Here is a 25757-nt window from a genome sequence, read left to right as displayed (position 1 = left end):
CGCTTGTACGGTGGTGTGAGAGGACGGAGGCCGTGAGGCCTCCTCCTACTCGATTTTGATTGTTGTCTGAGACTGATTAGGCGTAATCCGCTTAGTAGTCCAACGTACCACGGATAGGGTAGTTGTTGTCTGGATTACGAATCCAAGCCAAACCACGTGATAGCGCGCCAAGCTCAGGGCGAACAAACGGGTTGTTTGAAATATCCACCACGTGCAAGTTGCCGTGTTCATTTACTACAAACAGACCTGGTTCTGCGAAGTTATGGTCAGTCTCTTGCTCTGAACGAGGCAGTGAAATGTACAGACCTAATGTTTTCATTTGTTCTTCGGTTAGGCCGTAAGCAATCGGGAAGCTGATTTCGAGTTTTTCTAGATGCCCCTCAAGCTGCTCTTTTGAATCGCCAGAAACCGCAAGAATATCAACGCCTGCTTCTGCGAACGCTTGCTTATATCCCTCTAACTCATTGAGGTATTTGGTACAAAGAGGACAGTGTTTACCACGATAAACGAATACCGCTTGCCAAGTCGCATCACCTTGCGGCTGACCTAACGTCACGCTTGAACCATCTAGCAAGGTTGCTTGAAGAGAAGGGAAGCTGTCGCCCGCTTTAAGTTTCACTGAAGTTGCCATAATGACTCCCGAATTGGTGGTATATATCCATGGATTCCCCTTCTCAATAAAAGCGATTGTGTAGGGGGTGAGACTTCAATGTAGACCCAGTTTTATGGCATTTCAACTAGTTAACTTTTGGTAACCTAGATAATGAATGGCAAGAAAAAGAAACAGTTAGAAGAGGAAAGCAGAACTTAAAGATACAACGAAGTGGGGGTGTAGTATCAGGAGTTAAGTTCTGCTTGGAGTTGTAAGTTATGTTATGACCAATTCAATAACTCTTTCATGTTTAGTAGTGCGATCACTTCCAACTTGTTTTTTGATTGAGCGATACGCTGTTGGAAATAAGCAGCCATCTTAGGCCACGCTTTTGCAGGTCTTTTATGGATTCGCATGATATTTCCTCCTTCGTGTTGGCAGGGTCAGTATGCGAAGAAAAGGGGAGCTGAAAAAGAGAGCAGATTTCTGTGGTTTATTCCTAGTTAGCCCCAGAAGGTGCGCTAACTCACCGATTTTTGCGTTAGTGAGGGTAAAAAGGGGAACAAAGTGTTTGGAAGTTTTCTTATTTTCTCTTGGATAAGTTGAGTAAAATAAACCTATCTCCACTTTTTGAGGATGCGCAGTGTCTGATCTCAACTTGTTCCGCTACTACCAACGACTGACACCACTAGGTGTTGGTAGTGAAGTCAAAACCACGTTGCAGGAAGTGGCAGATTTGCTGTTCACTTCTCCTCGTCATGCGCGCAGCTTGTTGTCGCAAATGCAGGCGCTCATGTGGTTAAGTTGGCAGCCAAAAGCGGGCCGCAATCAGCGTTCGACATTGCTGCTAAATATAGAGTTAAGCGCGCTAAAAGAGAGCTTAGCTTTGGAGCGCATTAAGCTTGGGAAGTACGAAAAAGCACTGGCGATTCTCGATGAAGACGAAACTGCATTTGGACGTTTGCTCAAAACCACTTCAGGTGCATCGGTTCAAGAAGGCCGACTCAATATCCAGCTGACTTATAAGCGTATGTTTGAACGTATCGTCCCTCACCAACTTCACCGCAGCAGTGAGCGCTTCTTTCTGCGTCAAATCTATTGTTGCTTGGTATCGAGTGACTACAACGGTGTGGTAAAGCCAGAACTAGCTCATCATTGGCGCTACGATGAGAAGAGCTTTGAGTGGACATTTTACCTTCGCCCCGGTCTAACGTTTCATAATGGGGCGCCGATTGATGCTGATACCGTAGTAAGCCTGTTTGCCAAACTGAGTTCGTTGGAGTATTACCAGAAAGAGCTGGCTCACGTTACCGACATCACTGCACCAAACCCTCTTAAAGTAGTGTTTACCCTGAGCAAGCCAGATTTGGGTTTTGCAGGGCTTATATCTGGGGTGAAATACGGCATTCAACCCGTTAGCCAAGTAAACGTAGCCAACAACAACTTGGTGATTGGTAGTGGCCCGTTTTCGGTGATTGAGCACAATGCGAATCGACTAAAGCTAAAAGCTTTCGATGCTTATTACGCCTGCCGTGTACTTACCGACATAGTGACGATTTGGATCGTCAACGATGAGAAAATGGAGAACCCGTCACTCACTGGTAGTGTGCCTATCAACGTTAGTGAAACTTTATGTGGTCATTATGTTTCGACTCAAGATGACAAAGCGCCTCATGACGGTCAACACACTCGAACTGAAGATGGTTGCTTGTTTGCTTTGTTCAACCACCATGCTAAACAGCCTTTGTCTCGTGCTCAGCGTCGTTATATTGCAGAGTTGATTCAACCTGAGCGTTTGGCAGAAGCGATGCGAAAAGAAAATACAGTGTTTCGCAGCGTTCCTGCTTCCAACTTACTACCTAGTTGGAAGCCCGTTTTACGTCCTTTTGGGGACAGAACCAAGTTACCGAAGACCATCACTATCGCGGGTTACAACTACACTGCGCTTCGTCGCTGCGCTCGTGCTATCTCTTCTTTGCTGGCATTGGAAGGCTGTAAAGTTGAGACGATCATGTATTCCTACAGAGAGCTAAATGAAAAAGCGGAAAATGGAACGCTAGACGAGACGCTGGTGGTGACTAACACCACTTCTGATGACAGCCGTCATGTCTCCGCTTTTACTAACTTCTTTAGCAATGATGTTTTGTACCATACATTAGGTGAAGAAAATGCGCAGTGGCTTGATGAGCAGTTGGAAAAGGTGAGGTCGTTGGTTCCCCTTGAAGATTACTTAGTTGCGCTTGAGCCTATTGCTTCAACACTGGTCAGTGAATACTGGATCGCACCAATGTTCCACCATACGCAGACACTGCGTTTCCAAGGTGTTTTAGAAGACGTCGCTCTCACTAACTGGGGTTGGCCGGATATTCGATCAGTGTGGTCAGCAGATTAATCAAACCCGCCACTCGGCGGGTTTTTTGTGTCTTTTCTCTTCCGACCTTCTGCTCGCTATATGTTGAAACTAAGCAACGTTTCGATTTCTTTTAGCAAACAAGTGTGATGATTATCCCTGTTTGAAACTCACTAGCGCCAAATTAGTGAAAAATGAAGTTTGAATTTAATCACGATAAATAGCGAGTCAAGAGTCGTAATGTGATCGAGGTAAATTATCGCGAATTTCTAGAAATGTTTGGATAGGTGCGGAGGTTCAAATTATGCCTATTGACATGTTGCTGAAAGAAAATTTGTTGCTAACTTTCTTTGTCTATTTTTGAGCTACGTTCATTAAAACAAATTGACAGCCATTTAATTGTGATTTGTTGCACAAAAGAGGCGTGCTTGCGCGGTTCTACGACTCTTATTGATAATTAACCCATCGAAACCGAACTGTTGATAGGGTTTAAAAATGCTGTATGAATTAATCGACCACGAACTAGTAGATGTTATTAATGACCGCGCTTACCAATGGCAAGACGCAGTTAAAAAGACAACGCAATACCTAGAAGACAAAGGTTACGTTTCTCAGCAATACGCGGATGCCATCATCCAATCGACCGAAGAAAATGGTCCTTACTATGTGTTGTGCCCTGGACTGGCGATGCCACATGCTCGCCCAGAAACCGGTGTCCTAAAAACGGGCTTGGGCATTCATATTTTCCCTTCACCAGTTGATTTTGGTTCGGACCTTGGTCCTGCCAACATTCTTATTACCCTAGCTGCAAAAGACTCTGATACCCACATTGAGGTGATTCAAGCGCTGAGCGAGATGTTTGTGGACGAAGAGAACATTGCAAAACTGGCACAAGCTTCATCTAAGGAACAAGTGCTAGACATAATAAAAGCATACTAAAAGGAACATAACGTGAAAGCAAACATGCGAGCCAATGTGCAAGCCTTCGGGGGTCATTTGACCGCCATGGTGCTGCCAAATATCGGAGCCTTCATCGCTTGGGGCTTTATTACTGCACTCTTTATTCCAACGGGTTGGATGCCAAACGAAGCGTTTGGGGAACTTGTTGGTCCAATGATCACTTACTTATTACCACTGTTGATCGGTTATACCGGCGGTCAGATTGTTGGTGATAAACGCGGCGCGGTAGCCGGTGCCATCGGTACCATGGGTGTTATCGTTGGTGCGGACATCCCAATGTTCGTTGGCGCGATGATCATGGGCCCACTCAGTGCTTGGGTTGTGGTGCAAATGGATAAACGAATCCAACACCGTATTCCTTCTGGTTTTGAGATGGTGGTGAACAATTTCTCACTAGGTATTGTGGGCATGATTCTGTGTCTGTTCGCCTACGAGATTGTTGGCCCAGCAGTAACAGCGGCAAACTTGTTTGTGAAATCAGGCATCGAAGCCTTGGTGGCAACGGGATTCCTTCCTCTGCTTGCGATCATCAACGAGCCTGCGAAAGTGCTGTTCCTAAATAACGCTATCGACCAAGGTATTTATTACCCACTAGGTCTGCAGGCCGCAGCTGAAACAGGTAAGTCTATCTTCTTTATGGTGGCATCTAACCCAGGCCCGGGTCTTGGTATGCTGCTGGCTTACGCGAAGTTTGGTCAAGGTTTGTCTAAACGCTCTGCGCCAAGTGCCATCATCATTCACTTCTTCGGTGGTATTCATGAGCTGTACTTCCCGTACGTGTTAATGAAGCCAATCATGATCTTGGCAATGATTGCGGGTGCAGCGACAGGTATCGCAACCTTCAACCTACTTGATGCTGGTTTGGTAGCAGGTCCAAGTCCAGGCTCAATCTTCTCTTACCTAGCATTGACTCCGAAAGGCAGCTTCCTAGCGACCATCGCAGGTGTCACAACAGCAACAATTGTTTCCTTCCTTGTCGCAAGTGCGATTCTGAAGATGAGCAAAGCAGAGGACAAAGAAGATGAGTTTGAACAGTCTGTCTCTGATATGAAAGACATGAAAGCGGAAGGCGCAATCAAACCAGTTGCTGCTGCAACACAAGAAGTAAACAAACCAATTTCATTTGTCGCATTCGCTTGTGATGCGGGGATGGGCTCAAGTGCGATGGGTGCTTCAACCTTCAAACGCAAGTTAGTTCAAGCTGGGATTGATATTGAAGTGAAGAACTTCGCTATCGAAAAAGTCCCAAGTGAAGCCGACATTGTCGTGACGCACGAAAGCTTAGAAAGTCGAGCCATCAAAGCAACAGGCTTGCCAGTGGTAACGATTAAGAACTTCCTCAATGATCCAGCGCTCGATGAGCTGATGGACAAGATTAAGCAACAAACGGTCGCAACTGAGCAACCAGCCTAACAATGCAGTATGGGGCAGAACCTACCGCCCCATTTAGGAGAGAAATCATGGTACAAACAACGGCAGCGGTTATCTGTGGCGAGAAAGACGTTCAACTAAGAACCTTTGATTTGCCAAGCATTTCAGCCGATGAACTTCTGGTTAAAAACATTTCAAACAGCATCTGCTTGTCCACTTACAAAGCGGCATTGTTAGGTAGCAAACACAAACGCGTACCTGAGAACATCGATGAAGTGCCAGTGATGACGGGCCACGAATACGCAGGTGTGATTGTTGAAGTCGGTGAGAACCTAAAAGACCAATACAAAGCAGGCGATTACTTTGTACTGCAACCAGCAATGGGGTTGCCTACTGGTTACTCGGCGGGTTACAGCTACGAAACCTTTGGTGGCAACGCAACGTATTCCATCATTCCGAAAATCGCTATCGATTTAGGTTGTGTGCTGCCTTACCACGGTGATTACTTTGCAGATGCGTCTTTGGCTGAACCAATGTCATGCATCATTGGTGCTTATCATGCAAGTTACCACACTACGCAATACGTGTACGAGCACGATATGGGCATCAAAGAGGGCGGAGCGTTAGCGCTACTTGCGTGTGCTGGCCCTATGGGCATTGGCGCGATTGATTACGCGATTAACGGACCTGTGAAGCCAAAACTGATTGTGGTAACAGACATCGACGCTGCACGCTTAGATCGAGCAGAGTGCTTAATTCCGGTAGAGAAAGCAAAAGAGCAAGACGTTGAGCTGCATTACGTGAACACAGCTCAAGTCGATGACCCTGTGACTTATCTGAAAGCGCTGAACGATGGCAAAGGTTACGACGATGTGATGGTGTATGCGGCGGTATCGCAAGTGCTAGAACAAGCCGATGAGCTGTTGGGTAACGATGGCTGCTTGAACTTTTTCGCAGGCCCTACCGATAAGAACTTCAAAGTACCGTTTAACTTCTACAACGTGCATTACGAATCAACGCACATTGTGGGCACGTCTGGTGGCTCGACCGGCGACATGGTGGAATCTATCGAGTTGTCTTCACAAGGTAAGATCAATCCATCGTTCATGATCACCCACGTTGGTGGCTTGCAAGCTGCACCGCATACGATTTTGAATCAGTTGGATATCCCGGGTGGTAAGAAGTTGATTTACCCGCATATTGACCTGCCATTGACCGCGATTGATGATTTCTTATCGTTGGCAGACCAAGACCCGTTCTTCGCCGAATTAGACGCAATTTTGAACGCTAACAACTATGTGTGGAACGCACATGCAGAAAAAGCGTTACTTGAGTTTTATGACGTGAGCTTAACGGTTTAGTTGCAACGAATTTGTGTGGTAGCCTTTGCGCTGCCACATAATGGAGAGGTCATAATACGTTGTCACGTGAAGACGAATTACTGGAGAAACTGGACGAGTGCGAAAATGCGACTGCGTTTCTTCAGATTTCTAACAAAATAATTAACCTCAAGTTAAAAGCATTACTTCCGAGCGTGTTCGTCCAAGACGACCTAGTGAAGGAGTATGCTGTGGCTCCTTTATTGAAAGAAGATGGTCCGTTGGTGACGACCGATGTGGTATCAAAGCTGATGTTTGCGATGGGCAAAATCTCTTTGGAAACTTACGCCGATATCGGGTTGTACGATCAGGTCTTGGAGTACGCGGTTAGCCAGCCTGAGAAAGTCGAATTTGCGGATGATGTAATTTACGACTTCATCAAAAACCAAGCGGTACTCTCTTCTCAGCAAGACAGCTTTTATCTTGAGTCGATCAATCAGCTTAAGTTCTCTTCGTTTGAGTCCTTTTCGCAAATGAGATACGAATCTCTCATCAAAACAGTCTTGAAGCTGTCGTGTGAAATGTTGATAGAAAGAATCGAAGGGGAGATCAATCAATAAGGGTTCACCATGAAAGTGAATTTAAACGTCAGTGGTTTTGAAATCGAAGCTATCTTTCCTGATGCCGACGTAAAGCGAATCCATCAACCTCTTATCGAAAAGTTTACCCGCCTATATCATGAGAAGCAGGAACGTATTGTGGTGTTCTTGTGCGCGCCTCCTGGCAGCGGGAAATCAACCCTTGCTGCATTCTGGGAACATCTCTCTGAACAAGAAGAAAACCAAGAGCCGCTTCAGGTTCTGCCTTTTGATGGTTTTCACTATCCGAACGAAATCCTCGACAGCAACACCATTGAGCGTAATGGCGAAGTTGTCCCTCTGCGCAGCATTAAAGGCTCTTACGAGACGTTCAATCTCACCGAGCTTATCGACAAGCTGAAACAGCTTAAAGTGAAAGACAGCAAATGGCCTTACTACGACCGTAACTTACATGATCCGGTTGATGATGCCATTCAGGTTAACCGCAATATTGTCGTCGTCGAGGGCAACTGGCTGCTGTTAGATGAACCGGTATGGAAAGAACTGCATCGCTTGGCCGATTTCACCGTGTTTATTGATACCCAAGCGGAGTTTCTACAAGAGCGTTTAGTCAATCGTAAGATCCGTGGCGGTACAGATCCAGAAGCTGCATTGGAGTTCTACTTACGTTCTGATGCGGTCAACGTTGATAAAGTGCTGAATCACTCGATTCCTGCTGACTTATCGTTGTTCCTTAATCAAAACGGTTCGTTCGACATTCGATAGCTCGTCCACAATCACAGGAGATCACCATGGATATCTTGATTGATAGCCACACCCATACTATTGCCAGTGGACATGCTTATAGCACCATTTTAGAGAACGCATTGTCTGCTAAGAATAAGGGGCTAAAACTTCTTTGTACCACCGATCATGCTCCTGAGATGCCAGGAGCCCCTCACTACTGGCATTTCAACAATCAAAGAATTTTGCCCCGCTTTTTACATGAGGTCGGTATTCTCCGTGGCGTCGAAGCCAACACGCTAAATGTGAAAGGGGAGATAGACTTACCACCGTCCTCTGACCAACATCTTGACTGGGTGATTGCGAGTTTCCATGAACCTGTGTTCAAGCCTGCAACGGAAGCTGAGCATACCGCCGCTCTGATAAATGCGATTAAAAGCGGCAGAGTGGATGTTCTTGGTCACTTAGGTAACCCAAATTACCCATTCGATATGGAACAGGTGCTGCGTTGTGCCAAAGAGCACAATGTTGCAGTTGAAGTTAACAATACATCTTTGACAGGTAAAAGCCGTAAGGGCAGTGATTCCCGTTGTGATCGCATTGTCGAATTGGGCAAAGAGATTGGCGTTTACTTCAGTACAGGGTCGGATGCCCATTTCAGTGAAGAGATTTCCAAGTTAGATTTGGCAATTGCTTTGCTGGAAAAACACGGTGTGGATGAAGAGAAGATACTCACTACATCGACGAGCCGATTCTTGAACTTCTTATTGCTGAGAGGTAAAGCGAGGATTCCAGAGTTCGAAGTACTCTATTGAAAAGCGAGTAACTCAAACGGCTATCTACAAACAAACATAAACCCGCAGTGTGCGGGTTTAGTTCGTTTTGGATGAGACATAAAACACTACAGCGGTGACTCCACCACAACATACTTACGTTCGGCTCTGAGTGGTGCAAACCAAGTATTCTTGTATTTGAAATAGCTCTGTCCGTTGACGACCACAGTTTCTTTAGTGTGAGGCAAGGAGTCTACGACTTCACCGATTTTGTAAGGACTTGGCTCTGGTTTCGGCACTGGTGGTTTTTGATGCACTCTTGCAGTGTTTGATCTTATTGGTGGCGCGACGGTTTGCTTCGACGCCGAAGCATCACTTACCGCCGAAGAAGTCCCTACACGGTTATCACGTAAAATGGTGTAGTTACCGCTTGGTGGATAACGAACATACACATAGCGGACACCATCACGACGGTAATAGGAATCATGAACGATGGCATAGGTGACGCCAGCGAAAATGGCGAAGGTCGCAATGCCCACTAAATCACTGTGATAATAATAGTAACGCCCGCGATAAGGCGGATACCAGTACCCTGGCCTCACATAGATGAATGACGAATGATAACGCGGAGGTCTCACGCTATACGGCGGTCGATGATAGTAGGGTGGTCGGTAATAGGGCGGACGATAATATGGTCGATGGTGATAGTAGGGCGGCTTGATCGGCCTATAAGGGCGATTGACGGAATGTAAATCGTGTTTATCTCCCGGTTGGGTGACCGGTTTTACGGCTGGCTTCATTTGTTCTTGCGCAGACACGACTGTAGGCGCACACAGCCAGAGAATAGCGGTTGTTATGACCCAGATGCTTCTCATAATGCCTTCCTCCACCTTTTGGAGTCTCGAAGCGGTAATAAGTAAGTTCAGCTCACCATAACGTTGTTTGAGATGGGAGTCTAGGTCACGATTTTATGTTTTTTTGAGGCTTTTGCCTTCGTTGGTTTTCTGCTCTAGCACCAAGAATATGAGTTTTGTCAGCATGGATTGCGCCTCTGGTGATAGCAGTCTTGCTGCTGAAGCAACATCATTTGCGGAGATATTCCCGACACCTCTGGCATCAAGGGCAATATCTAAATCGGTCAGGTTGAGAGCACGTAATATGGAACGATATTGCGAAAGCTTTAAATCCGACTCGCCTCTCTCAATTCTTTGATAAGTCTTTTCGCTCATCCCTGCGACTTTAGCCATTTGCTCGCGTGAGACGCCTTTCATTTTGCGTCGCTTTATAAGGACTTCAATTAATGGGTCTACTTGCATTGGCACTCCTTAGAGGACAGTTTTGTCCTTAACCACGCAATAACCGGACCAGTTTAGCCACCTCGTATTTACCCAAATTGATATAGCGATAAGAATGACGTTCCACAAAAAATTTACGTAATTTCAGTTAGTTTCAGAAAATGGAAAAATATCAGATTTATAAATCAATTTCTGGCGAGGTAGATATTCGCAAAATGCAACGCGTTTTAGAACAACTGCTTGCTGAAATTCGTAATCGCAGTCGCGATATTCGGCTGGACGTCACTTGGTTAACTCGTGAATCACAGAAACGATTAATGAAGTACAAAGAGCTGTTTTTACATCGAGGTTATATTGATCAAGCAGAGTTGGATCAAACCTATGAGAACCTAAGTTCGATGGAGCGTTTAGTTTCAGACATGGGCATAGCGGCATTAACTTACATCATCGACGCACTAGACAAAGAGCTATGATGCTTTGAAACATGGGCTTATTGAAGCAAACCTTATTGAAACAAACGTTGAACTAAATTACAGACGAACGAAATCTCGCAATACCAATTGCGCTAAATCCAAGTGCTAGAAATCAATGAAAGGAAGGATTCAAATGCTGGGGAACCACACCCAGCATTCGGAACACTCATTTACCTAAGTTTTCGAACCGTAAATCAGTGTTTAGAGGTATGTGAACCGAAACGTGTCGGTACGGGGCGAATAATAACGATATTGATGAATCTAGGCTATGCTCCGGGTTTCTAACACCTTTCGATAGAGTGTACATTTTCATGTACACCTCAAAAAACTGAGCAACAAAGCTCACTTCTTATGCTTTATAACAACAAAAGGCTAAATAATCGGCTGTTTTGCAACATATCTGTTGCATTAACTTACTTTTGTTAAAATATATGGCTATAAGAAAGAGCTTTTGCTTTTCAATCGTCCTATTTATGCCTTACAATCCCTTCGAACCAAATCCATTCAGCAGAGAATGGGATTGACGAAAAAGGATGCGCTGATTTTGCTTCGAACCCAAAATGAGACGTTCCGTTAATCGAACTCTGCCCGGAAATGATTCCCTACATCCTTAAAATGCTCAGACAGGATAGATCCATCTCGAGTTTAGGCTTCATGCATCCTGAATTGTGGTATCACACCGAATTCACTGGCAGCAAGGTAGGGCATTTCCGTTGAACGTGCTTCTAACCAAAAGCACGATAAGTCACAACAAAACGGATTAAATTTTAGAGGTATTAACCGTGAACCTAAAACTTGTCGGCAGTTCCCTGATCGTTGCAGGCACTGCTCTTGGCGCTGGTATGCTTGCTATACCAATGGTGCTTGCTCAATTCGGCCTCCTGTGGGGCACTCTTCTTATGCTGTTCATCTGGGCGGGTACAACTTATGCTGCGCTGCTTTTATTGGAAGCAAGCTGCAAAGTAGGTGGTGGCGTCAGCATGAACGCAATCGCTCGTGAAACTCTTGGTAAAGGCGGTCAGCTTGTTACTAACGGTTTGTTGTACGCACTGCTTGTTTGTCTTCTGATGGCTTATATCATTGGTGCTGGCGACTTGGTACAAAAAGTGACCTCATCAGTTGGCCTACCACTTTCTACCATTTCTAGCCAAGTTGGCTTTACCGTTTTGGTTGGTCTTATCGTATCTGCGGGTACCGGTGTGGTTGATAAACTAAACCGTGGCTTATTCATCGGTATGATTGTCGCACTTGTTCTGACGTTATTCTCTCTTGCGCCAAATGTCTCGTTTGAAGGCCTAAGTGAAGTCGTGAACGCAGACAAAATGGCACTGATCAAACAAAGCTCAGTTCTGTTCACAAGCTTTGGCTTTATGGTGGTGATCCCTTCTTTGGTAACTTACAACAAAGAAGCGAGTAAGAACCAACTGCGCAATATGATTATCGTTGGCTCAACCATTCCTCTTGTTTGCTACCTACTGTGGCTTTTTGCGGTAGTAGGTAACTTGCCACCACACGAGCTTATTCAGTTCTCAAACGTGTCTGAGTTGATCTCTGTTCTTGGTCAACAGTACTCGGGTCTTGAGTTCATTCTGTCTATGTTTACTGGCTTAGCACTTTTGACATCTTTCTTGGGTGTGGCAATGGCGTTGTACGATCAAAACGCGGATCTTCTGAAAGCAAGTAAGCCTGTTGTATTCGTGGCAACGTTTATTCTGCCGTTACTTGGCGCGGTGTTTGCTCCAGAACACTTCCTAGCTATTCTTAGCTACGCTGGCATCATCCTTGTGTTCCTAGCGGTATTCGTTCCGCTATCGATGACAATGAAAGTGCGTCGCGTGCCAGTGGAAGACAACAACGTGTACGAAGCTGGTGGTGGCGCAATGGGCATGAGCATGATCTTCCTATTTGGTTGTTTCTTGCTGTTTGCTCAAGCGGTGTAAATCGTCTCGACCAATACACAATCACTGACTTGTAGAAAGCCGCTTGTCCTAAACTGGACAAGCGGCTTTTTTGTGCTGAATTGTTAGTTCTGTATCAGCGGTGTGTATGGTCTGACTATGGCCTGATAAACCTTGATGATATTTTACTTGGCGATGAAACAGCCTCGCGAGCGTCTGACATGGCTAGCGAGTTCTCTCTTTATGATAAGCAGTAAGTTATAGAGTAAAGGGGAACCGAGTGTCGAAGCGATTTTCTTTCACGATCGTTGGGATGATGTTTTCTTTGGGGATGTTTAGCGCTGAAGTCGCTGCACATCCAAAACATCACCACAAGCACGGACATCATCACGGGCATCACCACCATCATCACAAGCATATACACAAAAAGGTGGTGGTGGTTAAGCACAAGCGACCAAAACATCATTACTACCATTACAAACACATTCCACCACGCGGTACCTACATTCAGATAGGTAATTTTACTTACCTAAAAGTGGATGACTTCTACTATAAGCGTTCGAAAGATCGTTACATACACGTGGCTTTGTAAACAAAAAACAGCGAGCACTTTGGCTCGCTGTTTTGCTTGTTGTTTGATGAAGTTTGTTCTGGGTTAAAAAGGAGAAGTTAAACCGTAAAGCGGTTTAGGATCTCATCTTGCTTACGAACGTCTTCATGCTGTGCTTGCATTGCATCGTTGGTGCGGTTCGCTGAATCAGCAACTTGGGTCGACAGGTCTTTAATGTTAACCGTGTTGTTGTTGATTTCTTCTGCTACTAAGCTTTGTTCTTCTGCTGCCGACGCAATTTGCAGGTTCATATCAGAGATACGTTGAATCGCATCGCGGATACGTTGTAGAGCGTCATTGGCGTGTTCTGCTTTCTCTACCGCTTCTACTGCACTGCCTTTGCTCTGGTGCATAGCACTTGCAACAGAGGAAGCGCCAGATTGAAGCTGCTCAATCATGCTACGGATTTCTGTAGTAGATTCTTGAGTACGTTGCGCCAGTGTACGAACTTCATCCGCTACAACGGCAAAGCCACGACCAGATTCTCCCGCACGGGCAGCCTCGATTGCTGCGTTCAGTGCCAGTAGGTTAGTTTGGTCTGCGATATCGTTGATCACTTTTAGGATCGTCTCGATATTTGCTGTTGCTGACTCAAGGCCTTGTACTTCCTCTACCGCTTGATCGATGCTGTCTGACAGTAGGTTAATCGTCTCAGTCGACTCATTCACGATAGAAGAACCTTGCACTGTCGCTTCGTCCGCTTCTTTCGCTGCACTAGCTGCGCCTTGTGCGTTGTTGGCAACCTCTGTTGCCGTTACCGACATCTCGTGCATTGCTGTCGCCAACTGTTCAAGCTCTTGCAGCTGAGTTTGAATCGCAGAGGCCGAATCACGAGCGCCTTCAGCGGTAATTTGCGTACCACTTAGGATCTGGTCGGAAATGCTCTTCGATTCGATGATTTGATGCTGCAAGTTCTCCATAAAGGTGTTGAAACCTTTTGCTAGTTCAGAGAATTCTTGATCGGTATTGGTATCCAAGCGCTGCGTCAAATCGCCTTTGCCTGATGCTACAGCTTGGATTGCGGTGTTTAGCTCATCAAGAGGGCGCATCAAGGTACGGATAAGGATAGTCAGCGCGATAATAGAGGCAATAACGGCAATCAATGAGTAGATGATTGCGCTATTGCGCAGTGTGTCGATCGCTGAGTAAGCAATGCTCTCATCAACAACTGCACCTACATACCAGTTTTCACTTGGAATGTGGGTTAGGCTGACCATGAATTTGTCGCCGTTCATCTCGATGTGTTGAGCTCCTGATGCTAGCTCTACTTGTGGTAGGTAGCTTGATAGCTTCTCGCCGTTGTATTTGGCTTCTGGGTGCGCGATCGTCGTGCCATCTGCCGTTACTAGGAAAAGGTAACCCGCATCAAATAGGTTTACTTGGTTAACCAAGTCAGAAAGGGTGGTTAGCTCCATATCGTAAAACATGGCTGCGAGGAAATGGCCAGCTTCGCGCACTGGAGTACCGATAGAGATGATCACTTTCTTAGAAGAAACATCCACATAAGGATCGGTGACAACAAGCTTGTTTTCTGCTTTTGCTGATACAAACCAAGGGCGAACACGAGGATCGTAATCAGGGCCCGCTTCCCAACCATCATCGTTTTCAATCACGAATCCGTTGCTGTCGTATGCATAACCAATGGCCAAGAAGCTTGATTTTGGCATTGGCTTTTCTAGCACTTCTTTCACGTAATCGTGGTCGCTTGGGTTAATTTCAAGAATCTCAGTCATGGATTGAGCGAGTTCTTTCTTAGCGTTCATTTCCGATTCTACCGTGTTCCCCACACTGGATAGGATCTCACTCACGCTGGTATCGATGTTTTCTTCGATCTGTGAACGGATGGTCATAACTTGTTGTGTCGACAGCAACGCCACAGTCACAAGCAATAAAATAGAAGAGGCGGTGACAACCTTATGTCTGAATTTCATATTTTTTCCTCTCGAGTCTCCCGGCTGGTTTACTCTGCTTGTACCTCTTATTTGTTGGGTACATTCGGCAGAAGTGAACACACTATTGTGTTTGTTATTTTTGTTATCGACAGATTAATCAGAAACCTGAAGGTTAATTTCGACTTTGGTTATCAAAATGCGAACAAAAGGCGAGTTGTTTTATAAAGTTGTGAGATTGATCTTATTTGTTGAACTTCGTCATCAAACTGTTAAAAACATAAGAATAGTATCATTGACCCTTATATAAACAAGTCTGAGTTGTCGCTTTTCTTCAATTTAAACTAATGAATTTAAAGTTATATTTATAAGTTATGCGTTAAAAGTAAGGCTATTAGAAAGCTGAATAAATAACGAGAGGTGTGATAAAAATGGCGTGAAATGTAACAGAAAGTCTTTAGATACAAAAAAGGCCCCGACAGAGCGGAGCCTTTTAAAATTGCTCGATTTTAGAAAATCAAATGAGCTACACCAGCAATAACTGGAAGCGTAATCAGCGTACGTAGAATGAAGATAACGAACAGCTCTACGATGTTAACTGGAATCTTACTACCAAGAAGCAGTGCGCCCACTTCTGACATGTAAATTAGCTGTGTTACAGACATTGCTGCAATCACAAAGCGAGTCATTTCGTTATCGATAGAAGCCGCTAGGATTGCTGGGATGAACATATCAGCAAAGCCCACAACGATAGTTTGAGACGCTGCAGCAGCTTCAGGGATTTGTAGCAATTCTAGGTAAGGGATAAATGGTTGACCTAGGATTTCGAATACTGAGGTGTATTCTGCAATCACTAGTGCCACTGTACCCAAGCCCATAACGACAGGTAGTACACCAAACACCATGTCGATAGCGTTATGTACGCCTTCTTTAAATACTGACTGTACAGAAGTTACTTGGCCAGCGCGTTTTAGAGCAAGGTCCATACCCCATGAGAAAGTCGTGTGACCTGCAGGTACTGCATCTGCGTCTTTCTTAGGTGCGCTGCCATCGATGTAGCGGTCTTTCTTCAGGCTTAGCGGTGGTAAGCGAGGAATAATGATCGCCGCAACAATACCCGCTAGACAGATAGCGCCGTAGAAAGGTAGGAATAGGTGTTCTAATTGAACTTGTGCGATGACAACTAAGCTAAAGGTAATAGATACAGCAGAGAAAGTTGTACCGACGACAGCCGCTTCACGTTGAGTGTAGAAGTTATTTTCGTACTGCTTGCTAGTAAGCAGAATACCCACGCTGCCATCACCTAACCAAGAAGCCATACAGTCGATCGCACTACGACCTGGTAGGTTAAATACCGGGCGCATCACCTTACTTAGCAGCGCACCAAACAATTCTAGTAGACCGAAGTTAAGCAGTAGCGGCAGCAATAGACCAGCAAAAATGAATACCGCAAACAGCGTTGGTAGAAGACCAGTGAGCACTAGGCCGCCAGTGTTTTCTTCCCAAATGGCTTTTGGACCAACTTGGAAGAAAGTCATCAGTACTGCAGCACCACCGATTAAGCGAACCATAAGCCACAATGGTGATGGATTAAATAGGCCGTTCAGGAAACCGTTACGCAGAATTGCCGCTGGCTTAAAAATTTTGCAAAGAACAGAAGCAACGGCCATGAAAGCAATAATAGCGGTAACGATAGCAATTAAAGTATCGCCAAGAACTGCAGGAATGACTTTTGCCATAACCGCAACAGGGATGGTCAGGCCACCATCGTAAGAGATAGGTGCCATGAAGAGTAGAAGACCAATCAGGGATGGGATGAAGAACATCCAAAAGTTGCCCTTAGGCGCTTCAGCAGCATTAGTGTTGTTATGCATTGTTTGTCTCGTGTTACTACTAGTCAATACTCGCCATATTCCATGACATAAATATTCACTAAACATCCGTATTTAATCACAGTGTGCGGAGATTACCCGCAAACTGCATCCTTTGCAATACTATTCATTAAATACATCTAGTTATTCAGCCGTTTTTTCGGTCAATTGAATCAAAACTAGAATCTTGTATATGAAATTGTTGCTCGTGTTAGAAAATTGTAGCACGCAGGCCTCTCTGAGCAGACTGTTAAGCGACACAGTGTGACCAAAGCAATAAAAAGCCTAGCAAATGTGATTCGGATCTCAAGGTAAAAGCGGTCTTTTCTGTCAGTAGTTCCACAGTTTATAGGGGAATAAAGAACAAAAAGCTAAATCAGCCCATTTGATGGCGTTCGTTTAATGGATATGAAGAGTGAAGAAAGCGAAGAGAGTGACGGCTTAAGTAAAATGCTTAAACCGTCAGATAAAAGCTAGACTGGTTGATGGCGGCTCTGTAGGTAGAGGTAGCCCCAGTATGCGATAGCGATAACGAAAGCGAGAAGCGCAGGGAAGGCTAACGCATACAGTTCAAAAATGTTAAACAAACCAGCACCAACCGTACCACCGAGTAAGAAGCCAAAGAAAATGAAGATAAACAGTTTGGCTTTACGTCGGTCGAATTGACGTCCACGTAAGCTTTCTCCAATCATGATACCTAGGTCGGTAATGATGCCGGTCATGTGTGTCGTCCTTACAACGGCACCGCTGAAGGTGGTGATCATCGCATTCTGCAAACCACAAGCTGCAGAAGCAAGGTACTGACCATACACGTTACCTTGTACTAAAAAGCCCAAGCTCAAAAGTAGTAAGCTACCTTCGATACATAGTGCCACACCATAGCGGCGGCCGAGCTTTAGAGCGCTACTTTCGATAAAGAATCCGCTAAACGCAGAGCCAATCAAAAAGCTGAATACAATAAAAAGCAGGTGGATGGTTGAGTCCACACCTGTTAGTAAGCTATTCCCTAGCTGAGTTACGGTTCCGGAAAGATGCGTTATCGCTTGATGTTGAAAGCCGAGAAGACCTACGGCATTGACGCAGCCTGCTAGGAGAGCAAGCAGAAAGGCGCCATATTCCACCCAACGAGGAAGTCTGGAAATCACAATAAAACCTCACCAAATGTTAGGAGCAGATTATAACGCTCGTGGCGCGGAACGAAAGTCTTTCTCCCAGTACTCGGTTGATCATTCTCAATAAAATCTCAACTTTTGTTGAATGATGTTCTCAAACTTTGAGCAGGAGAGACATGTTGCATGTTTGTTTTCTTAATATGGCGTTGCCACTCAACCTGCGTGTTCCATCGTACAATCAAAGCTTACCCAGCCATGCTTCCTTTGTTCATAGATAGAAACCGTGGGTTCTGGAAACTCTTTGTTATTAAACAGTCCCATTGGAATGATTGCGTAATCGGGAGCGTCCGATAGCTGTAAGCGCATGGTTGTGCCGCATGCCGGGCAGAATTCATATTGAACGTGATTACCTGAATCAGCAATACGAGTGTAACTGGTGATGTCACCATCTAGGATGACTTGGTTTTTGTTAAATCGAGCTTGAACGCCGAATACGCTTCCGGTTCGCTTTTGGCATTCAAAACAGTGGCAAATAGAGGTGCGAATGGGCTCCGCCGTGCAACGCAGTTGGACTAAGCCACAGGCACATTCACATGTGTGGGTGATTTTTGTCATCGTTATTACCTATTGGTTGCCCAACAAATAGTTTAGTTTAATTTTGAAACACTTGAGTCAAAATGAGCGGTCAGGTGTTGAGGTCTTGGTCGGTGAATTGGTATATACTCCGAACATAGACAAGAGAACAAGAACACAAGGAAGTCTTCATGGCTCGTAAGAGAATCCTACCCATCCCCCTCATTCTTTTGATCCCAATCGTTCTATTAGTGGTGGTGATCATCGCGGGCATTTATCGTTTTAGCCTTTCTGACGATGAGATCATGGCGAAATTTCCTCAAGTGCAGGCACAATCAAATCCAATCGTAGCGGAAGTGCTAGGTATTCAGTCACGCAACCCGTGGACGGTTCAAGTTCCTGAGCAGAGCGCTGTTACGTTTCTTGAACAATGGGATAAAGAGCACGGCTTCTTGAAAGGTCACTACGATGCAGGTGCTACCAAAGGTGAAGTACTGGTTCCAATCGAGTTTATCGCTCAACGTGATATCAATGAAACCCCATGGGTTGTGGCTCCAGTTATCGTAACGACACAGGGCTCAGGCGCGTTTTACTATATCGGTTTGTTTAAATTTGATGCTGTGCCAAGCCGAGTTGTTTTATTGAACAGTGTTTTCATCGGTGACCGAATTAAAATGTCTTCTTTGAAGTGGGAAAGTGACACGCAAATTTCTCTGTCTTATCTTCAACATGGCGAAAATCAAGCGATGGCAGAACAACCAAATCAATTGAATTCGACGACACTTAAGCGTGTAGGCAATAACCTACATATGCAACAGTAATGAATTTTTTTGTCTTCTGTAAAAAATAAGTGTTTTCTGCGCTAGATCTCGTAATTTACTAGTGATTTCTTATGCGGGAATGCATAAGCTATGAGCCTTGTTATAAAGGAGATAGTAATTCCCGTGTCTACAAATGAAATTACAACAAGACGGTTGCCGAATCTGACAAGTCGTAAAGCGCTACTGTTGTACTCCTTGCCAGTATTAGTTGCGATTGGTGTTTCCAACTCTCTCAAAGAGTCTTCCCTTACCAAAACCATCGCATTGAACCTGCCTGAATCGCAGGTCGTCGAGAATATTCTTGATGCGACAACAGCAGAAGTTGTCACTCCACCAAATTTTGAATACCAAATCCAAGCAGGTGATAACCTGAGTACCATTTTCAGCCAACTAGGCTTAGGCTACAGCTCGTTGATGAAAGTGATGGAAACGGATTTGAACTTCCTTGCTCTTGATACCTTGAAACCCGGTAACACACTGCGTTTTTGGCGCAATGAATCTACGGGCGAACTTGAAAAGATGGAACTGCAATTCTCTATTGCAGATAAAGTGGTTTACCATCGTAACGACGATGGCAGCTACGATTTCTCAGACATCTCAATTCCTGGTGTTTGGAAGCAAGAGCCTTTGGTCGGTGTTATTCGAGGTAGCTTCTCGTCATCCGCAAATCGTTTGGGCTTGAGCTCAGCAGAAATCAGCCAAGTGGTTAACTTACTTAAAGAGCAAGTTAACTTCGGCAAAGATTTACGCGCTGGTGACCGATTTGAAGTGGTTCGCCGCTCTCAAAGTATTGATGGTGTGCCAACTGGCAAGAACGAAATAGAAGCAATCAAAATTTATAACCGTGGTCGTGAAGTCACCGCTTACCTTCACACTGACGGTCAATTCTACAATGCGAAAGGTGAGAGCCTTCAGCGTGCTTTCCAACGTTACCCTGTCAGCCGAGGCTGGCGCATCAGTTCTGGATTCAACCCTAAACGCCTTCACCCTGTAACGGGCCGTGTAGCACCACATAACGGTACGGACTGGGCGGTACCGACAGGAACACCTGTAGAGGCAACGGGTGATGGTACCGTAATCATGACTCGTAAACACCCGTACGCAGGTAACTATGTGGTGATTGAGCATGGTAGTAAGTACAAAACTCGTTACTTACACTTAAGTAAGATCTTAGTGAAGAAAGGACAGAAGGTCTCTCGTGGTCAACGCATTGGCTTGTCAGGTAAGACTGGTCGTGTAACTGGTCCGCACCTTCACTACGAGTTGATCGAATACGGCCGTCCGGTGAACGCAATGCGCGCGAAGATCCCAATGGCAAGCTCAGTGCCTAAGAAAGAAATGGCGAGCTTCATTGCGAACCGTAATGAAATGAACAAGCTGTTAAAAGATAAAGAAAAAGCCGTTCTATAAAATGCGAAAAAGACCAAACACTGTTTGGTCTTTTTTTTATGCGCTCTTCATTTGTCTGTCATTAATGATGCCAACCAGCTCATTGACGCTGTGAGGTCTTGAATAGAAATAGCCTTGTATGTGATGGCAGCCCATTTCGATTAGCTTTTGCAAAGCTCTATCGTCCTCGACCCCCTCTGCGATTAAATCGACCTCTAGCAGCTGCGCGAGTTGAGCGATAAGCAGTACAACTTGCTCTGAAGTTTTATTCGTGAGCATATTGCGCACAAAAGTGGCGTCGATTTTAATGCTGTCAATTGGGTAGTTGTGAATGTAGTTCAAACTAGAGTAACCCGTACCAAAATCATCGAGTGCGACTTTGAACCCGAGGTAGCGAAGTGAATTCAGAACCATCTGTTCGCGCCCGCTTTGCGACAACAATACGGTTTCGGTGAGCTCGATAACAAAGTCGGTCGCTTGGTGATCGTATTTCTCTAGAATACGAGTTAAGAAGTTCATATAACGGTTAGAGTCGACCAGTTCATGTGCAGAGCAGTTAATTGACAGTTTGACATTATAGCCCAGCTGTCGATCTAGCGTTTGTTTCGCACGACAAGCTAGCTCAACAATGCGTTCATCCAACTCAATGATCAATCCAGATTGCTCTGCGGCTTCAATAAATTCAACAGGTGAAATGTTTCCGTATACGTTGCTATTCCAACGAGCCAATATTTCAAAGTAATCCCAGCGGTCGCTGGTAATATCGACTATGGGTTGGACCACGACGTACAGTTCTTCGTTCTCATCAATACTTAAGCGAAGTTGCTCTCGTAGTGCCTCAATCAGCTGCGTTTGGCGGTGGTATAGCGCACTTAAGTGCGTGTCATAATGCTGAATGCGTGTGTCACGGTGTTTTTTGCAATCCTTAAGAGCCAAACTTGCATTTAGTATCAAGTCATCGCTATTGAGCATATGAACTGGGGCTCGCGCGATACCAATGCTAACGGTAAACGAAATACGGTTGGACTTGTCTGAGTACCCAGCTTCGATTTTATCCAGAATTTCCTGACATACCGCGACAGGGTCTTCGTCATAAGTAATAAAGGCGAACTCGTCCCCTGCGACACGAAAGGCGTTATTTGGGGATGTTAAGCTTTGTTGAATGGCATCCGCGGTAAACTTGATGATTTGGTCACCAATGTAGTTACCGTTGATGTCGTTAATCGATTTGAAATTATCAATATCTAGATAGGCAAGGCTAAAAGGACGAGTAGCCTGCTGTGTTAAGGTTTCTAACGTATCAGCTAAACAACTGCGATTGAGCAGACCGGTTAGATTGTCATGAGAAACTTCATAACTGAGTTGGTTGAGAAGTTTGTCAGAGCGTTCGCTGATCCATTTCTCTCGCAAACTATGAATGATGACGTTGGCGTAGAAACGGTGATGGAAGATAATCTCTTCGGCTTCAATTTCACTGATGGAGTGGGTAAATGTTGAGACTAAGATTCCCAGTACTTCTCCTGTATGTGTTTTTAAAGGGAGCCCAATATAAGCTTGAATGCCGAGGTCTTGAAACATTTGGTCTTCAGGAAAGAGCTTGTAAACTTCATCTTGATAGAAGATGAGTTCACCAATGTCTTGTGCGACTTGCTCACAAGGTGTGCCCGCTAAGCCGTAGCACATACTGTCTGCAATGGTTCCGCCGCTAGAGTTAGAAAGCGTCACCGCACAATGTTGTAGGTGGGCTATCTCAACTACGCAAGTACAGTAGCTTTGAAATTGCTGATGAAGCTCAAGTGTTACTCTGTCGAGTAATGCGCTGCCATTGAGTTTCAGAATTTCATCAAGTAACTGGATACTTTTTTGTTCATGAGCCATCAAATACTTTACCCGACGTTGTGTTCATCCGAACCGTGTTATTGTGAATCTCTTACACGATCTTTTTTCATTTAATAGATATGCATCACGTTAACTATTGTTTACTTCGTGTGATTTTTCAAACTCTAGATGAGCTTTGAGGACGATTTTCAACCATAGGGTGAGATGGCACAAAAGGGCTTTCTCATTAAAGTGGCAGCTTTGTGGATTATGACTAGTTACTCTCTAGTACTTATTGCACTAGAAAGTCTTTCGTTAGGCTCGCTTCTCTTCTTCTAATCGGCTCTTTAAGTAGTCGAGGAATAGTTGTGTTCGAGTATGCTGATAGTCCAGCTTTGGATAGTAAGCATAGACAGTCGCCTCATCTGCTGTGATATCAGGAAGGATCGGAACTAAGGCGCCGGATTTCAGGTCTTCTTTGATCATGACGTTATTGGAAAGCAAGATTCCCATTCCGCGTTTTGCACCATGAAAGAGTGCTTCGGGGTTTGTTGTAGCAAAGTTGCCGGACAAACTGATGCGTTTACCTCGGTTGGTTTTTATTTCTCTTATTGGATTTTCGCCCCATATCAGAACGTTATGTTTTGATAACTCTTCAACAGTTTGTGGAGCACCATGTTTTTCCAGGTAGCTTGGAGCGGCATAAAACTGAGCTTTGTGCTCGAACAATGGGCTGGCTTTAAAGCTCAGTGAGTTGAGTTGTTCCAATTCTCTGCTGATGAACAAATCCAAACTGAGCTCAGGAATTTGACCAGGTAGGGTCGTGATCAGCTGGAGTTTGATGTCTGGGTATTTTTCCAGAAAGTCATCGAGGTAATGTACTAAGAACTTAGAACCAACCGCCAATGTCGCCCCAATTTTGAGTAACCCCGCTGGAGATTGGTTTACGGAACGAGTTTCGTCCAATACAGATTGCCAAGAGTCGAGTTGCACTTTGGCTCGCTCGTAAAAGAGTGCACCAGCTTCCGTTTGGCTGATAGAGCGAGTAGTTCGCTTGAGAAGCTGAACACCAATCTTATCTTCCAACCATTGGATACGCTTGCTGATGGCCGAGCTGGTGGTATTGAGCTTTCGCGCCGCGGCGTTGAAGCTACCTTCTTCGACGACTCGTATGTAACTGTTAACACTCTGAATCCAGTCCATCTTATTCCATCCTCAGGGGAAATAATCCCTTTCCATTTTGGCTTATTATCATCTTTGAGTAACAAATATACACTGTCTGTCGTAAAACTGTCATGTTGTAAGGAGGATATATTGCGTAAAACACCATTATTGTTGGCGATGATGATCATCGCGACCGGTCAAGTGGGCGTCAGTATTTATCTCCCTTCTTTGCCTCTGATCGGTCATGATCTTGCTTTGCCACAACACATGGTTCAAAACCTTGTGACTCTGTTTCTTGTTGGCTTTGGCGTCTCACAGCTGTTTTATGGGCCTCTGTCGGATGCCATTGGCCGAAGACCTGTGTTTCTGCTGGGACAGAGTGTCTATTTGGTTGGTACGGTTATCTGTATTGGGTTTGCTGATCATATTGTTGCCCTTGAAGCGGGGCGTCTATTGCAGGGGCTCGGTGCGGGTAGCGCCTCTGTACTTGGACGTTCGGTATTGCGAGATAGTTATGACGGAGCACAACTTACCAAAGCCTTGTCTTATATCTCGGTGACAGCTTCTGTGATGCCGATTGTGGCGCCTTTGTTTGGTGGATGGATTGCTTATCACATCAGCTGGCATGCGGTTTTCGTGTTCGTTCTCATTTATCTTGCGGCGATTTTTACCCTTGGTTTTGTCGTTTTGCATGAAACGCTGCCATATCCAAAGCGTCGTTTCGAACCAAAGCGGGTGTTACTGAATTACTTTGAGTTGTTGACCAATAAGCAAGTCATTGGCAGTGCAAGCTATAACTGGCTTAGCTACTTATCTGCATTGGTGACCCTGTCCCTCTACCCGTTCCTCATGCAGCAAGAACTTGGGCTGACTGCGGCAGATTACGGAACCTTGATGATCGTGCCTTCGGCTGGGCTGTTGATGGGGAGTTTGGTCCTTAACTTCATTAATGCTCGATATAAAGAGCAGCAAATATTACTAATCAGCTTTGTTATTGTGGCGTGCTCAGGGGCAATGCTCCTCATACTGCCATTCACGGTGGCGTCATTATTGGTTGCGTTTACCTGCTTGAGTTTCGCGCAAGGGATGTCTTTTCCTGTTTCTATCAGTCTGTTGTTGTCGCCGCACAAGCAGCAAGCGGGTGCCGTATCGGCTTTATCAGGTTCGATTCAAATGTGTTTAGCTGGCTTATTTGGCGGCTACTTAGTCGAAAGCTGGGTAACAAGCCAACATCAATTGGGGTTCTTTTATATTTCGATTGCGGTGATCTCCTGCTTAGTTCTCGTGTTTGGGCAGTTCCGAACGCCTTCAGGAGGTCTAGTGCAGCCAGAACGAACATAGTTGAATCTGGTTGCAAGGGCAGAAGCTCCTCTCTAAAATGCGCCAACTATTGTGTCGTTATCTACACTTGGCTAGTAAAGTGGCATATCGGCAACACCCGTTAATTGTTAGGTGAAATCATGCAACAAAACGAATTCGAAGCACTACTGAAAGAAATTGGTCAGAAAGAAAACCTACCTCAAGCGTTAGAGCTACTAAAAGCATCAGAGGAAGAGGAAGTTGCACTAGCAGCTGAATCACTGACAGGTCAATTCGGTCTTGCTGAAGTCGAAGGTGAAAAACGTATTTATCACATCACTGTCCAAGCGGACGAGTCTGGTGAAGAGAAAGAGTTTGTCGAACACGTTATGAACGAAGGCGATCACTTGATCAAATTTGCGGCATGGTTCTTCGAGACTTTCTTTGAAATTAAGCCAAAAGATACTTACAAAGCGGCGGGTAAAACATACCAACAGCCTAAGCGTTAATTACGAATCTGATTCGCTAGGATAAAAAATACTGTAAGTAAATTACGAATATAATGTGATCTATGTCTTGTTTTGTGGTTTTTATGGTGTAAAATTACAACATAAGCCAGTCAATTACTTCTTAGGAGAAGGTCATGGGTTACGAACTTGGTGGTGTTTACTTTGGCCAAATGTTGGCGAAAGATGCGATGCACAAAGCGCTTTACGGTAAAGCGAAGAAGAAAAAGCCTTCTATGTTTGCTCGTATTATGAAAAAACTAGCGAATTAATAAGAAAAGCCCCGATATGCATCGGGGCTAATTATATGGTCCGCCTCACTCTCAAGCCCTACGCTTAGAGTAGGCTCTCA

At 44.9% G+C, this 25757-nt stretch carries 25 protein-coding genes; 15 read left to right on the top strand and 10 right to left on the bottom strand.

What is annotated here, in order from left to right; all coding sequences use genetic code 11:
- Nucleotides 1-91: 91 nt before the first annotated feature.
- Nucleotides 92-631, bottom strand: a complete 540-nt coding sequence (locus GXP65_RS22975; protein ID WP_005435499.1) for a peroxiredoxin family protein — start codon at nt 629-631, stop codon at nt 92-94.
- Nucleotides 632-873: 242 nt separating this feature from the next.
- Nucleotides 874-1008, bottom strand: coding sequence for a hypothetical protein (locus GXP65_RS25445; RefSeq protein ID WP_005425107.1), 135 nt, complete (start codon nt 1006-1008; stop codon nt 874-876).
- Nucleotides 1009-1235: 227 nt separating this feature from the next.
- Between GXP65_RS25445 and GXP65_RS22970 the strand changes: the two genes are divergently transcribed.
- The 7 genes from GXP65_RS22970 (at nt 1236) to GXP65_RS22940 (ending at nt 8729) form a co-directional block, all read left to right on the top strand.
- Nucleotides 1236-2984 carry an SgrR family transcriptional regulator gene (locus tag GXP65_RS22970; protein WP_045379997.1) on the top strand — a complete coding sequence of 583 codons (1749 nt, stop codon included), beginning with the start codon at nt 1236-1238 and terminating at the stop codon, nt 2982-2984.
- A 453-nt stretch (nt 2985-3437) separates the two neighbouring features.
- Nucleotides 3438-3881 (top strand): PTS sugar transporter subunit IIA, encoded by a 444-nt coding sequence (locus GXP65_RS22965; protein WP_005425097.1) that lies wholly within the window; start codon nt 3438-3440, stop codon nt 3879-3881.
- 12 nt (nt 3882-3893) lie between these two features.
- On the top strand, nt 3894-5315 hold the full coding sequence (locus GXP65_RS22960) for a PTS mannitol transporter subunit IICB (protein WP_285383102.1): 1422 nt from the start codon (nt 3894-3896) through the stop codon (nt 5313-5315).
- A 47-nt stretch (nt 5316-5362) separates the two neighbouring features.
- Nucleotides 5363-6634, top strand: a complete 1272-nt coding sequence (locus GXP65_RS22955; RefSeq protein ID WP_162093808.1) for a zinc-binding dehydrogenase — start codon at nt 5363-5365, stop codon at nt 6632-6634.
- Between the two features lie 59 nt (nt 6635-6693).
- Nucleotides 6694-7212 carry an MltR family transcriptional regulator gene (locus tag GXP65_RS22950; protein WP_162093807.1) on the top strand — a complete coding sequence of 173 codons (519 nt, stop codon included), beginning with the start codon at nt 6694-6696 and terminating at the stop codon, nt 7210-7212.
- Between the two features lie 9 nt (nt 7213-7221).
- Nucleotides 7222-7956 (top strand): nucleoside/nucleotide kinase family protein, encoded by a 735-nt coding sequence (locus GXP65_RS22945; protein WP_162093806.1) that lies wholly within the window; start codon nt 7222-7224, stop codon nt 7954-7956.
- A gap of 26 nt (nt 7957-7982) precedes the next feature.
- The gene (locus GXP65_RS22940) at nt 7983-8729 is read left to right on the top strand and encodes a phosphatase (protein ID WP_162093805.1); all 747 of its coding nucleotides are present in this window, start codon (nt 7983-7985) and stop codon (nt 8727-8729) included.
- An 86-nt stretch (nt 8730-8815) separates the two neighbouring features.
- Here GXP65_RS22940 and GXP65_RS22935 read toward each other — a convergent pair whose 3' ends face one another.
- Both GXP65_RS22935 and GXP65_RS22930 read right to left on the bottom strand, forming a co-directional pair.
- Nucleotides 8816-9562, bottom strand: a complete 747-nt coding sequence (locus GXP65_RS22935) for a DUF6515 family protein (protein ID WP_162093804.1) — start codon at nt 9560-9562, stop codon at nt 8816-8818.
- A gap of 93 nt (nt 9563-9655) precedes the next feature.
- Nucleotides 9656-10003: a helix-turn-helix transcriptional regulator gene (locus tag GXP65_RS22930; RefSeq protein ID WP_005425102.1), complete on the bottom strand. Its 348-nt coding sequence runs from the start codon at nt 10001-10003 to the stop codon at nt 9656-9658.
- Nucleotides 10004-10143: 140 nt separating this feature from the next.
- Between GXP65_RS22930 and GXP65_RS22925 the strand changes: the two genes are divergently transcribed.
- The 3 genes from GXP65_RS22925 to GXP65_RS22915 all read left to right on the top strand — a co-directional run bounded on the left by GXP65_RS22925 (nt 10144) and on the right by GXP65_RS22915 (nt 12945).
- A complete protein-coding gene (locus GXP65_RS22925; protein ID WP_045372548.1) occupies nt 10144-10455 on the top strand; it encodes a hypothetical protein in 312 nt (103 codons plus the stop codon).
- Nucleotides 10456-11237: 782 nt separating this feature from the next.
- Nucleotides 11238-12395: an aromatic amino acid transport family protein gene (locus tag GXP65_RS22920; RefSeq protein ID WP_005425080.1), complete on the top strand. Its 1158-nt coding sequence runs from the start codon at nt 11238-11240 to the stop codon at nt 12393-12395.
- Between the two features lie 238 nt (nt 12396-12633).
- Nucleotides 12634-12945 (top strand): hypothetical protein, encoded by a 312-nt coding sequence (locus GXP65_RS22915; RefSeq protein WP_162093803.1) that lies wholly within the window; start codon nt 12634-12636, stop codon nt 12943-12945.
- 77 nt (nt 12946-13022) lie between these two features.
- Here GXP65_RS22915 and GXP65_RS22910 read toward each other — a convergent pair whose 3' ends face one another.
- The 4 genes from GXP65_RS22910 to GXP65_RS22895 form a co-directional block, all read right to left on the bottom strand.
- Nucleotides 13023-14894: a methyl-accepting chemotaxis protein gene (locus GXP65_RS22910; protein WP_162093802.1), complete on the bottom strand. Its 1872-nt coding sequence runs from the start codon at nt 14892-14894 to the stop codon at nt 13023-13025.
- Between the two features lie 467 nt (nt 14895-15361).
- Nucleotides 15362-16726, bottom strand: coding sequence for a YjiH family protein (locus GXP65_RS22905; protein WP_005533370.1), 1365 nt, complete (start codon nt 16724-16726; stop codon nt 15362-15364).
- Nucleotides 16727-17196: 470 nt separating this feature from the next.
- The gene (locus tag GXP65_RS22900; protein ID WP_162093801.1) at nt 17197-17868 is read right to left on the bottom strand and encodes a YoaK family protein; all 672 of its coding nucleotides are present in this window, start codon (nt 17866-17868) and stop codon (nt 17197-17199) included.
- Nucleotides 17869-18048: 180 nt separating this feature from the next.
- The gene (locus tag GXP65_RS22895; protein ID WP_038889669.1) at nt 18049-18450 is read right to left on the bottom strand and encodes a GFA family protein; all 402 of its coding nucleotides are present in this window, start codon (nt 18448-18450) and stop codon (nt 18049-18051) included.
- Between the two features lie 149 nt (nt 18451-18599).
- Here GXP65_RS22895 and GXP65_RS22890 point away from each other — a divergent pair, with 149 nt between their 5' ends.
- Nucleotides 18600-19229: a hypothetical protein gene (locus tag GXP65_RS22890; RefSeq protein ID WP_162093800.1), complete on the top strand. Its 630-nt coding sequence runs from the start codon at nt 18600-18602 to the stop codon at nt 19227-19229.
- A 123-nt stretch (nt 19230-19352) separates the two neighbouring features.
- Complete coding sequence (locus tag GXP65_RS22885; protein WP_346265911.1) at nt 19353-20639, top strand: peptidoglycan DD-metalloendopeptidase family protein; 1287 nt, start codon at nt 19353-19355, stop codon at nt 20637-20639.
- Between the two features lie 36 nt (nt 20640-20675).
- Here the strand turns inward: GXP65_RS22885 and GXP65_RS22880 are convergent, their stop codons facing one another.
- The gene (locus GXP65_RS22880; protein WP_162093798.1) at nt 20676-22496 is read right to left on the bottom strand and encodes a GGDEF domain-containing phosphodiesterase; all 1821 of its coding nucleotides are present in this window, start codon (nt 22494-22496) and stop codon (nt 20676-20678) included.
- Nucleotides 22497-22751: 255 nt separating this feature from the next.
- Nucleotides 22752-23639: a LysR family transcriptional regulator gene (locus GXP65_RS22875; protein WP_038889665.1), complete on the bottom strand. Its 888-nt coding sequence runs from the start codon at nt 23637-23639 to the stop codon at nt 22752-22754.
- Between the two features lie 111 nt (nt 23640-23750).
- On the opposite strand from GXP65_RS22875, the gene GXP65_RS22870 reads away from it, so the two are divergent.
- From GXP65_RS22870 to GXP65_RS25440, 3 genes are all read left to right on the top strand, one after another.
- The gene (locus tag GXP65_RS22870) at nt 23751-24941 is read left to right on the top strand and encodes a multidrug effflux MFS transporter (RefSeq protein WP_162093797.1); all 1191 of its coding nucleotides are present in this window, start codon (nt 23751-23753) and stop codon (nt 24939-24941) included.
- A gap of 119 nt (nt 24942-25060) precedes the next feature.
- Entirely contained in the window at nt 25061-25408 is a 348-nt protein-coding gene (locus GXP65_RS22865) for a hypothetical protein (RefSeq protein ID WP_005426002.1), read from the top strand.
- A 134-nt stretch (nt 25409-25542) separates the two neighbouring features.
- Entirely contained in the window at nt 25543-25677 is a 135-nt protein-coding gene (locus tag GXP65_RS25440) for a hypothetical protein (protein ID WP_005426014.1), read from the top strand.
- The last annotated feature ends 80 nt before the right edge of the window (nt 25678-25757 follow it).

It is taken from the genome of Vibrio sp. LB10LO1, from assembly GCF_010092875.1.
GTDB classification, from domain to species: domain Bacteria; phylum Pseudomonadota; class Gammaproteobacteria; order Enterobacterales; family Vibrionaceae; genus Vibrio; species Vibrio campbellii.
The sequence above is the reverse complement of the archived record's forward strand: the minus strand, read 5'-3'. Positions and strand labels throughout refer to the sequence as shown.